The sequence below is a fragment of the Flavobacterium sp. genome, assembly GCF_046296355.1.
Lineage (GTDB): Bacteria > Bacteroidota > Bacteroidia > Flavobacteriales > Flavobacteriaceae > Flavobacterium.
The window spans coordinates 1-11,778 of record NZ_JBKBLM010000015.1 but is presented as its reverse complement, the minus strand read 5'-3'; the positions used below and the strand labels follow the sequence as shown (position 1 = coordinate 11,778).

The window sequence follows — 11,778 nt, the reverse complement described above, 5'->3', positions numbered from 1 at the left end:
TAACCCTGTTATCTTATCAGCTACCACCTTTATCGCAAGATTGGGGTGGTTTTTTGTTTAAATTAATAAGGAATTATTCTGCGATGCGACGGAGTTTATTTTTGTCGACTATCTTTATTTTTTTACCTGTCAAATCAATCCAACCACCTTTTTTGAGTTCGGAAAGTAATCTGATACAACTTTCGGTAGCAGTACCAATCATGCCGGCTAATTCTTCACGAGATAATTGTAAACGAAGCGAGCCATCAGAATCGGTACCAAAAGTTTCTTCCAAATAAATTAAGGTTCCGGCCAAACGCTCTTTAACACTCTTCTGAGCCAATTCAACCATATGATCATCGGCTTCTTTCAAGTCGCCACAGATGGTTTTCATCACACTCATCGAAAATTGATTGTTTTGGGTAAAGAATTGGATAATCTCGGTTTTAGGAATAAAACAAACTTCCATGTCTTCTAAAGCTACCGCACTCAAATTCGCCGGTTCTTCGCTAATCATGGAACGCTGTCCTAACAATTCGCCCGGTTTGACCAGTTTTACAATTTGGTCTTTTCCATTGGAACTCAATTTGGAAAGTTTACAAACACCATCCTTTACACAGTAAATGCCATTGGTGACTTCACCTTCTTCAAAAATAGGCTCTCCTTTTTTGATGGTATAAGAAGTTTTACATTCGGCCATTTTGAGTAACTCATCTTTGGTCAATGTCTTAAGAGAGCTAAACTGTCTCACGATACATTGTTCACATTTACTCATACTGCTTTGGGTTTGATTTTACAAATATATCGAAAGTATGACAAATATCATATTTTAATTTTAACGCTTGTTTGACCTTTGTCAAAGGTAAAATGAGCAAATTATGAATACATCACAGTGTTTCCATTGTGGTAATGAAATCATAGAAAAAGACAAGATTCTTTTCGATGATCGAAGTTTTTGTTGCAACGGTTGTAAAACAGTTTACGAAATCTTCAGTCAGAATGACTTGTCGTGTTATTATGATTTTCAATCAGCGCCCGGCGCTACACCACTTGATATAAAAGGCAAATATGATTTTTTAGCTAATGAAGAAATTGTACACAAGCTTCTCGAGTTCGAAGAGCTTACAACACATATTGTTTCACTCTACATTCCTCATATTCACTGTAGTTCGTGTATTTGGATTCTGGAAAATTTACAAAGGCTTCAACCGGGAATCATAACCTCTCAAGTTAATTTTCCCAATAAGAAAGTCCGAATTACTTATCATCCTGAACAGACCAATCTTAAACAAATTGTTGAGATGCTTTGTTCTATTGGTTACGAACCTTACATCAGCTTAGAAAATTTTGACGAAGGCAAAAAGAAAATTGATCGCTCCTTAATTTACAGATTAGGGGTAGCTTTCTTCTGTTTTGGTAACATCATGTTACTGTCGTTTCCCGAATATTTTGAAGTCAATGAATTTTGGATAGAACAGTACAAAGGTTTCTTCCGTTGGTTGACTTTTGCTTTGTCGCTTCCGGCTTTTCTTTATTCAGCTTCAATTTATTACGTAGCGGCTTGGAAAAGCCTTAAACAAGGCATGTTGAATATTGAAGTCCCAATTGCATTAGGTATAGTGGTAATGTTTATCCGAAGTACAATAGATATTGCCTTTGGTTACGGACAAGGTTTCTTCGATAGCATGTGTGGGTTGATTTTCTTTATGTTATTAGGAAAGTTATTCCAAAAAAAAACTTATGATTTTCTTTCGTTTGAACGCGATTACAAATCCTATTTTCCCATTGCTATTACCAAAGTTTTACCGAATGGTGCCGAAGAAGCGGTTCAGGTTTACGACATCAAAAAAGGAGACAGACTCTTAATTCGCAACCAAGAATTAATCCCGGTTGACGGAATTATAATTTCAGATAAAACTTCCATCGATTACAGTTTTGTGACTGGAGAAGCGGTTGCTATTGAAAAAAAATCCGGTGACAAGATTTTCGCCGGTGGCAAACAACTAGGCAAAGTCATCGAAATGGAAGTGTTGTTTTCTGTGTCCCAAAGTTACTTAACCCAATTGTGGAGCAATGACGTTTTTCAGAAGAAAGTCGAACAAAAACACAAATCCATCACCGATAAAATCAGCCGCTATTTCACACCGGCATTGTTGTTGTTGTCTGTAGTGTCCTTTGGCTATTGGATTTTTATAGATGTTTCCACCGCGTTTAATGTTTTTACCGCCATATTAATTGTGGCTTGTCCGTGTGCGTTGGCTTTAACAGCTCCGTTTACTTTAGGCAATGTGTTGCGCATTTTGGGTAACCGAAAATTATACCTCAAGAACGCTATCGTCATTGAGCAAATGGCTAAAGTAGACACTATAGTTTTTGATAAAACGGGAACCATAACCACTAATGAAAAGACGTCTATAACTTATGAAGGAGATGTCTTGAATGATTTTGAATTGAAACTATTAAAGAATGCTCTCAGAGGTTCCAACCATCCGTTAAGCCGAAGATTGTATGATTTTATTCTGCCTCAAGATAAAATGGAGGTAAACCATTTCGAAGAAATCATAGGAAAAGGTGTTTTTGCCGAATTGGGAGATGACAAAATCAAATTAGGCTCTTCACAGTTCTTGCAACACATGAGTGAAAACACGCATAAGAAAACCAAAGTCCATGTTGAAATCAATGGCGTTTACAAAGGCAGTTATGTTTTTAATAATCAGTACCGTAAAGGATTAGAACAATTATTTGAAAGTTTGGCTAAAAAATACAACCTCATAGTATTGTCGGGCGACAATGACGGAGAGCGAAGAATTTTAGAAAAAATGCTTCCTGAGAAAACCCATTTGGTATTCAATCAAAAACCCGAACAGAAACTAGCCTACATTGACAATCTTCAAAAAGAAGGTAAAAATGTGTTAATGATAGGTGATGGTTTGAATGATGCCGGCGCTTTGGCACAAAGTAACATTGGAATTTCTATTTCCGAAAATGTGAATGTGTTTTCGCCCGCTTGCGACGGAATTTTAGATGCGAGTCAGTTCCCAAAGATTGATTTCTTTTTGAAGTATTCTAAAAACGCGATGATCACCATTTATATGAGTTTCGGATTGTCATTGCTTTATAACGTAGTCGGCTTGAGCTACGCGGTTACCGGTAATTTATTGCCCATAGTAGCGGCGATTATCATGCCTTTGAGTACTATAACCATTGTGACTTTTGTAACCATTATGAGTAATGTTTTTGCCGGAAAGAAATAAAATCCGAAGTATGACAAATGTCATATTTTAAGAATAACCACAGCAGTAATTTTGTCTAACACAAATTAGAGGTATGAGTGTCATTTATATGTTAATCTCGATAAGTATTGTAGTCGCAGTGTTCTTTCTCTACGCTTTTATTAAAGCAGTAAGAGGCGGACAATATGATGACGACTATACGCCATCCGTCAGAATGCTTTTTGACGACGAGCTCGTAAAAGAAACTAACAAAAATCAAATTAATATAACCGAAGAAAAACAATTATAATTATGGAAATGCAACAATTTCAGTATGACAACAAAATTGTAAGGAACTTCATTTATGCCAGTATCGTTTTTGGTATTGTAGGGATGTTGGTTGGGCTAATATTAGCATTTATGTTTTTATTTCCCAATGTCACCAGTGGAATTCCGTTCCTGAGTTTTGGACGTCTAAGACCTTTACACACCAATGCGGTGATTTTCGCTTTTGTGGGTAACGCCATGTTCGCAGGAGTGTATTACTCAATGCAACGTTTGCTTAAAGCCAGAATGTTCAGTGACTTATTGAGTAAGCTGCACTTTTGGGGTTGGCAATTAATCATAGTAGCCGCGGCCATTACGTTACCGTTGGGTTACACCACTTCTAAAGAATACGCCGAATTAGAATGGCCGATTGATATCGCCATTGCTTTGATTTGGGTAGTATTCGGAATCAATATGATTGGTACGATTATCAAAAGAAGAGAACGTCATATTTATGTAGCGATTTGGTTTTACATCGCGACATTTGTTACTGTTGCAGTACTTCATATATTTAACAGTTTTGAATTACCGGTTTCTGCCATGAAATCTTACTCGGTGTATGCCGGAGTACAAGATGCTTTGGTGCAATGGTGGTACGGACACAATGCCGTAGCTTTCTTTTTAACTACGCCGTTCTTAGGAATGATGTATTATTTTGTGCCAAAAGCGGCTAATCGTCCTGTATATTCTTATAGACTTTCTATCATTCACTTCTGGTCTTTAATCTTCATCTACATCTGGGCCGGACCACACCACTTGTTGTACTCTTCTTTACCGGATTGGGCACAAAACCTTGGGGTAGTATTCTCAGTTATGTTAATCGCGCCGTCTTGGGGTGGTATGATCAACGGATTGTTAACTTTACGCGGAGTTTGGGATAAAGTTCGTACCGATGCGGTATTGAAATTCTTCGTCGTAGCAATTACCGGTTACGGTATGGCCACTTTCGAAGGTCCGATGTTGTCGTTGAAAAACGTAAACGCTATTGCCCACTTTACCGACTGGATTATTGCTCACGTACACGTTGGTGCTTTAGCTTGGAACGGATTCTTATCCTTTGGCATGATTTATTGGTTAATCCCAAGAATGACTAAATCAAAATTATATTCTGAAAAGCTAGCCAACTTCCACTTCTGGATTGGGACTTTAGGAATTATTTTATACGCACTTCCAATGTATGTGGCCGGATTTACTCAGGCTTCTATGTGGAAACAATTCAAACCGGACGGAACACTACAATATGGTAACTTCTTAGAAACCGTGACCCAAATTATGCCAATGTACTGGATGCGCGCCATCGGTGGTACTTTGTATTTGGTTGGGGTGATTGTTTTGGTGTACAACATTGTAAAAACTGTAAAACAAGGTTCTGCTATTCAAGACGAACCGGCTGAAGCTCCAGCATTGGCAGTTATCAGTCCAAACCGTTTGAAAGGTGAAAAATGGCACGCTTGGTTAGAAAGAAAACCGGTGAGATTTATGATTTATACTACCATTGCCATTTTAATTGGTGGTTTGATTCAAATTTTGCCAACCATTTTAGTGAAATCCAATATCCCAACTATAGCCGCAGTAAAACCATATACTCCGCTTGAATTACAAGGTAGAGATTTGTATATCAGAGAAGGTTGTGTGAGCTGTCACTCTCAAATGATTCGTCCTTTCCGTTCTGAAGTAGAGCGTTATGGTGAGTATTCTAAATCGGGTGAAAATGTGTATGACCATCCATTCCTTTGGGGTTCTAAACGTACCGGTCCGGATTTAGCGCGAGAAGGTGTTCCGGGCAAACCGTTCAATGGTGGTAGAGATGACGTTTGGCATTTCAATCACATGTATGATCCGCAAAGTATTTCTCCTGGTTCTATTATGCCAAGATACCAATGGTTGATTAAAGATAAATTAGACAATTCAACTTTACAAGCCAAAATAGAAGCGATGGTGACTTTAGGTGTGCCTTATTCTAAAGAAGAAGTAGCCAATGCGGTTAAAATTTCTGACGAGCAAGCAGCTAAAATTGAAGCCAGGTTATTAGCGAATGCCGATATCAAAAAAGCTTTCGGAAACGCAACTGTTCCGTTGAAAGACAGAGAGATTGTGGCCTTGATTGCTTATCTGCAAAGATTAGGAACTGATACCCAAGTAAAATCTAAAAAATAAGCGTCATGTTAAAATATGTCAAACATAATTTAGAAACGATTACGGGTGTAGAGATTTACCCTATCATTTCGTTGACGATTTTCTTTACGGCTTTTGTCTTGTTCACGGTTTGGGCAATGACCTACAGCAAAGAAACCATCAAAAAAGTAAGCAACCTTCCATTGGAAGACTAATTATTCCAATTTAAAAAGTATAAAAATGAAAAAATTAATTCCATCATACGTAAGAGTTCCGGTGATTTTTGCCATAGTATTATTGGCCCTGGAATATTTCATAGACTCAGGTGACCGTCCGGCTTTTATCAAGTTCCCCATGGTAGCCTTGTTTTTGGTAGTCTTCTTGTTTTTGTTGGTAGCCATCGAAATTGTGGTTAGCGCAGTAGACAAAGTGACTTATCATATGCTAACCGAGGAACAACGCCAACAATTGGAAGAAGCACAATCGGTTTCATTTACCGAAAGCAAATGGGTGCAGAATTTAATGAAAAGCATGACCCGTTCCAAATCTATCGAGCAAGAAGCCGATGTAATGCTCGACCATGATTATGATGGTATCAAAGAGTTAGATAACGTGCTACCGCCTTGGTGGGTAAACTTGTTCTATGCAACCATCATTTTTGGGGCAATATATTTGGTAAGATTCCACGTTATGGATGAATATACCCAAGCTCAGGAATATGATCAGGAAGTGGCAGCAGCCAATATCGAAATTGAAAAAAACAAACTGAATTCGCCTAAAGAAGAAATAACATTAGATAAAGTTACGCTGCTTACCGACGCGGAGAGTTTGGCGAAAGGGAAAGAAATTTATGTCAATGCCTGCGCCGCTTGTCACAAAGCTGATGGTGGTGGTGTGGTTGGACCAAATCTAACCGATGAACATTGGATCAATGGTGGTGGTATCAAAAACGTCTTTAAGATAATTGCAGAAGGTAGTAAAAACAATCCAACCATGGTAGCATGGGCCAAAACTTTAGGAACGAAAGAAGTGCAAAAAGTTGCCAGTTATGTGATGAGCTTGCAAGGCACTAAACCAGCAGGTGCGAAAGCGGCCGAAGGTGAAAAATGGGTAGAGGAAGTGGCACCAAAAGTAGAAGCAACAGTAGCGAGTGATACCACTAAAGTAGCGGCAAAATAATTCGAATTAAATTCTTAATTCAACAACAAAATGGAAAACAATATCCCGGATGAAAGTTTTAGAGACAGCATCTCAACTATTGATGCGAAAGGGAAGCGAGTATATGTTCATCCTAAAAAACCTTCGGGTCCGTTTTATGATAAGCGAAAAATAGTCAGCTATTTATTGTTAGCCTTTCTGTTATCAGCACCGTTTATCAAAATCAACGGCAATCAGTTCTTACTTTTTAATGTAGTCGACAGAAGGTTCAATATTTTCAGCTTTCCGTTTTGGCCACAAGATTTTCACCTTTTCGTTATCTCCATGATTATTGGAGTAGTGGGATTGGCGTTGTTTACGGTGGCTTTCGGACGTATATTCTGTGGTTGGTTTTGTCCGCAAACTATTTTTATGGAAATGGTTTTCCGTCGAATCGAGTTTTGGATTGATGGTGACCGTGCCCAACAAATGCGATTGTCAAAACAAGCTTGGGATGCTGAAAAGATTAGAAAGCGTGTGACCAAATGGATAGTGTTTTTCATTATCTCTTTTATTATTGCCAATGTGTTTTTGGCCTATTTAATCGGAAGTGATGAACTAATTGAATTCATTAAAGAAGGTCCGGCTCAAAATACCAGCACATTGGTAGCGTTATTGATTTTTACAGCGGTTTTCTATTTTATTTACGCTTGGTTCAGAGAGCAAGTTTGTATTATCGCTTGTCCTTATGGTAGAATGCAAGGCGTTTTATTGGATAACAAAACCATCAATGTCGCTTATGACCATGTTCGTGGTGAAGGGGAAACCGGCAGAGCCAAATTCAATAAAAACGAAGACCGAAGAGCCTTAGGCAAAGGTGATTGCATCGATTGTAAAGTCTGTGTGCATGTTTGCCCAACCGGAATCGACATTAGAAACGGCGTACAATTAGAATGTATCAACTGTACCGCCTGTATCGATGAATGCGATTCGATTATGGAGAAAGTTGGTTTGCCGAAAGGATTAATCCGATATGCGAGTGAAGATGAAATTGTAAAGAAAGAACCGTTCAAGTTAACCAACAGAATGAAAGGTTATATCGCAGTTTTGGCGATTTTGATTGGCGTTTTCATCGGAATGTTGTTTTTGCGAAATGATGTGGAAGCGACGATTTTACATACGCCGGGACAATTATTCCAACATGATGGCGACAAGATTAGTAATATTTACAATTACGATATCATCAATAAAACCGAAAAGGAGTTTGAGCATGTGACTTTCAAATTAATCGAGCCCAAAGGCGAAATCAAACTCGTCGGTAGTCCATTTACGAAAGTGCCAAAACAAGGGATCAGCAAGGGAACTTTCTTCGTCAAAATCTTGGAAAGCGAATTAAAAGACGAAAAGGTAGAATTGAAAATTGAAATCTACAACAACAATAAATTAATCGAAACCGCAACCACCAATTTTGTTGGTCCGAGAAGTTTCAACTAAAAGCTAGGAATTATGAAAATGAATTGGGGAAAAGGAATTGTCATTGCGATAGCACTGTTCATGAGCTTCATTTTATACTTTGTATTCAAAGTACAATCGGATAGCCAATACGATAACGAAATGGTTACCGAGCAATATTACAAAAAAGAGAAACTGGTTCAAGGCAACATTGAAAGCATCCAAAATGCTAATAATCTTGCCGAGAAAGTTGCCATTACCAAAACAGCTAATGGATTAGTGGTGAATTTCCCAAAAGAATTTGACTACTCAAAAATTAAAGGAAAAGTATCCCTATATAGACCGTCAAACCAAAAGCTGGATTTTGAAATCCCTATTTCACTGTCCGCTTACGATTTGCTCATACCTAAAAACAATCTGGTTGGCGGTCTTTGGGGTATTACTGTAGCCTGGGAATACGAAGGAAAAAGTTATTTGAACAAAGAAGAAATTTATTTCTAAAAACCTAAGAAGTCTAACAATCTAAAAAAATGCTTTACACCGCACTCATATTCGGCTTAGTTTCCAGTTTGCACTGCATTGGCATGTGCGGACCTATTGCCATGATGTTACCGGTTGATAGAAATAATCCAACCAAAAAAGCATTGCAAATTCTATTGTACCACGCCGGAAGATTGACTTCTTATGCGACTTTAGGATTGCTTTTCGGATTATTAGGCAAAGGATTATACCTCGCCGGAATGCAACAGCGGTTTTCAATTGTCTTAGGCATTTTGATGATTTTAATAGCCATTATTCCCGATAGGATATTTGCCCAATACAATTTTTCTAAACCCATTTACAGTGTGATTTCTAAAGTCAAAAGCAGTTTGGGCAACCAATTCAAACGCAAAACACCCGATGCTTTTTTCACCATAGGAATATTTAACGGATTGTTGCCTTGCGGATTGGTTTACGCCGCTCTTTTTGGTGCGATTGCGATGCAAAATGTGACTTTAGGAATGGCATATATGTTGCTTTACGGTTTAGGAACGATACCATTGATGAGCGCTGTGGTTTATGTGAGTAGCATTTTGTCTATGCCTTTCAGAAGCAAATGGCAAAGAATGGTACCATTAATCACCGTTATTATCGGAGTACTTTTTATAATGCGCGGCATGGGTTTAGACATCGCCTATGTTTCACCAAGTAACATGAACTTATTTGTTCAGGCGGAGGCCAATTGCCATTAAAACCAACAATTTTAAACCACTTCAAACCATATTAAACACTAAAATAAATAACCCATGGAAAAACACGATTTAATACACGAATTCCCAGAGCACAAAGATAAAATACATGAACTAAAAGTTTCTGATGCCCATTTCAGAGGCTTATTTGATGAGTATCACGAAATTGAACACCAAATCCACCGAATCAACATGGGTTCCGAGATTGCCAATGACAACTTTTTACACGAGTTGAAAGCCAAGTTGCTATTCCTTAAAGACGAACTATACGCGCATTTGAATAAATAGATTGAAAAGTTTATTAAGTTATTAAACCACGTCGAAAGTCGTGGTTTATTTGGTTTTGGCGCTATGGTCAAAACTGAAAACTTCTTTCAACAACCATTTTCCACCTTCTAATAAATACAAATGGGTAAACTTGGCGCTGCCGGTAAGCACGTCTTCTTTGTTAGGTTCTCTGAGATAAAAATCATGGATTCCACTTTGAATGGCACCATATAAAATACCATTGTTGTACATAGGAAACACTTCCAAACTTTCTACAATCACTTTTCGGATAGGTTTTTTATTGGCTTCTGAACAAAGGTATTTCTTAGTGTTATCCATAAAAGCTTTTCGGTTTTGAATCCCGCTTTTGTCATGGTAAAACATTAAATCTTGGTGAATGGCTTTGTCAATAAAGTCAAGATCACACTGGTTAAAACCGCGTTCGAAGAAAGTACTGTCCAACTTTTTTAAAGTCAAAAACAATTCGGAAGTTTTAGACACTTGGGCTTTGGTGACAAAGGTTGATACCAATAATAGTAGGGTGAAAATTAGTTTTTTTTGCATTTGGTTGTTAGCGATTTAATTCTGATACTCTAGCGAAACGACTACCGAAATGTTTTTTAATATAATTGTTCAAGTTTTGCAATAATCTTTACAATTTTTTCTACTTTTTGATTTTCTGTAGCGGCGGAATTTATGTTTTGAATTATTTCATTTTGTTCTTCAGTCTTGAGCTTTTTGAAAGTATTTAAAACTTCAGCATCTTTGAAACATTCAAAAATCATTTCATTATTATTGTTTTTTTCTTTGTTTTGATTTTCAAGATAAAGTGTAACATTGACAAAATCACCAGCACCTTTTCCAATAGAATTTCTAATCTCAGCGTTTAAGGACATTTTTTTATCAGCGTTTTTTATTGGACCTAAATTTTTATTTTTAATTTCAAAGTTGTCAATTTTACCGGACACTTTTAAATCTCCCCATTTTCCTTTTATATTTTTGGTGTTAGGTATAATAAGTTGGTAAGTCCAAGCACCATTTCCCGGGATGTGTTGTATTTCTAATTTTTCATTCTCTATTAAATAATTCATAGTTTTATTTCAAAGTAAGTGTCTTTAGTTATTCTTAGAAATATTATTGTTAACGTCCTGCAAATTGTGACAGTTGCGATGATTTATTACTGATGATTCCAAATATGAATTTCCTTTTTGAATTTTCGAAGAAAATTCGGGATAAGCCCAAGCGCGCGGTAATTACAAACTGCTATTACCAGCAGTTCGTTCTTCTTCCTAATGTGACCAGAAAGTGGTTTCTATTATCTCCCATTTGTCATTTTTTTTCTCCAAAAATATTTCAGTTCCATCGTTGCGATTGTCAAAATATATCCCACAGTATTGTAAATAAGCCTTCTTTAAATCGGACGAAAATATTGGAACAGAAAAATGGTAATACCAATCTTCGTGCTTTATATTAACTGTAGTAAACTTTAAATTTCCAAACATTTTTGGTGACAACTTCTGAACATTTTTTTTGTTTTGAAGCTTTATAAATTCCCAATCTTTTTCTTTGAAAAAATCTTTAACTGGTAAGTTTGGATTTCCAATTAAGTCAGACATAGCTAAAGTGTCTATTCTGTATATTGGACTTGTAGGATACTCTTTAGCCTTTTTGCGAGAATCGACAATTTTCCTAGTATTCAATTCTATACATATGGGCGATCGAAAATTTTCGGATGCAATATGAAATCCTTTATCGAAGACGATTGTTTTTACAACATCATTTATATCATCTTCTGTCGGTAAAGAAACTGATTCATTTCTTCTTTCGCCGTTACAGGAAATAAGACAAAGTAAGAATAAAACAAAATATGCTCGTAGTTTCATAGAATTGCTGGTAACGTCTTGCAGATTGTAACAGCTGCGACTGCGTGATTAATTTATTTCTACTAAAATAAAGATTTTCCAGCGGAAAATCGGCCTGCGGTTTAAACAAATTTCGCAGTTGTTACAAACTGCTGTTAGTGGCTGTGCTTATCTTAAATTTATTACGACATATTTATC

The 11,778-nt window shown here is 37.0% G+C and carries 13 protein-coding genes; 9 read left to right on the top strand and 4 right to left on the bottom strand.

The window, feature by feature from the left end; all coding sequences use genetic code 11:
* Positions 1–73 precede the first annotated feature (73 nt).
* Positions 74–754, bottom strand: coding sequence for a Crp/Fnr family transcriptional regulator (locus ACK4HO_RS07695; RefSeq protein WP_409664581.1), 681 nt, complete (start codon positions 752–754; stop codon positions 74–76).
* Positions 755–857: 103 nt separating this feature from the next.
* On the opposite strand from ACK4HO_RS07695, the gene ACK4HO_RS07690 reads away from it, so the two are divergent.
* From ACK4HO_RS07690 to ACK4HO_RS07650, 9 genes are all read left to right on the top strand, one after another.
* Positions 858–3,233: a heavy metal translocating P-type ATPase gene (locus ACK4HO_RS07690; RefSeq protein ID WP_409664580.1), complete on the top strand. Its 2,376-nt coding sequence runs from the start codon at positions 858–860 to the stop codon at positions 3,231–3,233.
* Between the two features lie 73 nt (positions 3,234–3,306).
* Positions 3,307–3,501, top strand: a complete 195-nt coding sequence (gene ccoS / locus ACK4HO_RS07685) for a cbb3-type cytochrome oxidase assembly protein CcoS (protein WP_121313422.1) — start codon at positions 3,307–3,309, stop codon at positions 3,499–3,501.
* Positions 3,502–3,503: 2 nt separating this feature from the next.
* Complete coding sequence (gene ccoN, locus ACK4HO_RS07680) at positions 3,504–5,675, top strand: cytochrome-c oxidase, cbb3-type subunit I (RefSeq protein WP_409664577.1); 2,172 nt, start codon at positions 3,504–3,506, stop codon at positions 5,673–5,675.
* 5 nt (positions 5,676–5,680) lie between these two features.
* Positions 5,681–5,848, top strand: a complete 168-nt coding sequence (locus ACK4HO_RS07675) for a CcoQ/FixQ family Cbb3-type cytochrome c oxidase assembly chaperone (RefSeq protein ID WP_409664576.1) — start codon at positions 5,681–5,683, stop codon at positions 5,846–5,848.
* A 25-nt stretch (positions 5,849–5,873) separates the two neighbouring features.
* A complete protein-coding gene (locus tag ACK4HO_RS07670; RefSeq protein ID WP_409664574.1) occupies positions 5,874–6,812 on the top strand; it encodes a cbb3-type cytochrome c oxidase N-terminal domain-containing protein in 939 nt (312 codons plus the stop codon).
* 30 nt (positions 6,813–6,842) lie between these two features.
* The gene (ccoG, locus tag ACK4HO_RS07665; protein ID WP_409664572.1) at positions 6,843–8,264 is read left to right on the top strand and encodes a cytochrome c oxidase accessory protein CcoG; all 1,422 of its coding nucleotides are present in this window, start codon (positions 6,843–6,845) and stop codon (positions 8,262–8,264) included.
* A 12-nt stretch (positions 8,265–8,276) separates the two neighbouring features.
* On the top strand, positions 8,277–8,723 hold the full coding sequence (locus ACK4HO_RS07660) for a FixH family protein (RefSeq protein WP_409664570.1): 447 nt from the start codon (positions 8,277–8,279) through the stop codon (positions 8,721–8,723).
* Between the two features lie 29 nt (positions 8,724–8,752).
* Positions 8,753–9,454, top strand: coding sequence for a sulfite exporter TauE/SafE family protein (locus ACK4HO_RS07655; protein WP_409664568.1), 702 nt, complete (start codon positions 8,753–8,755; stop codon positions 9,452–9,454).
* A 54-nt stretch (positions 9,455–9,508) separates the two neighbouring features.
* Positions 9,509–9,739 (top strand): YdcH family protein, encoded by a 231-nt coding sequence (locus tag ACK4HO_RS07650; protein ID WP_409664566.1) that lies wholly within the window; start codon positions 9,509–9,511, stop codon positions 9,737–9,739.
* 45 nt (positions 9,740–9,784) lie between these two features.
* Here the strand turns inward: ACK4HO_RS07650 and ACK4HO_RS07645 are convergent, their stop codons facing one another.
* The 3 genes from ACK4HO_RS07645 to ACK4HO_RS07635 all read right to left on the bottom strand — a co-directional run bounded on the left by ACK4HO_RS07645 (position 9,785) and on the right by ACK4HO_RS07635 (position 11,601).
* Positions 9,785–10,282, bottom strand: a complete 498-nt coding sequence (locus ACK4HO_RS07645) for a nuclear transport factor 2 family protein (RefSeq protein ID WP_409664564.1) — start codon at positions 10,280–10,282, stop codon at positions 9,785–9,787.
* Positions 10,283–10,338: 56 nt separating this feature from the next.
* On the bottom strand, positions 10,339–10,809 hold the full coding sequence (locus ACK4HO_RS07640) for a DUF1905 domain-containing protein (RefSeq protein ID WP_409664562.1): 471 nt from the start codon (positions 10,807–10,809) through the stop codon (positions 10,339–10,341).
* A gap of 198 nt (positions 10,810–11,007) precedes the next feature.
* Positions 11,008–11,601 (bottom strand): hypothetical protein, encoded by a 594-nt coding sequence (locus ACK4HO_RS07635; protein ID WP_409664560.1) that lies wholly within the window; start codon positions 11,599–11,601, stop codon positions 11,008–11,010.
* Positions 11,602–11,778: the final 177 nt, after the last annotated feature.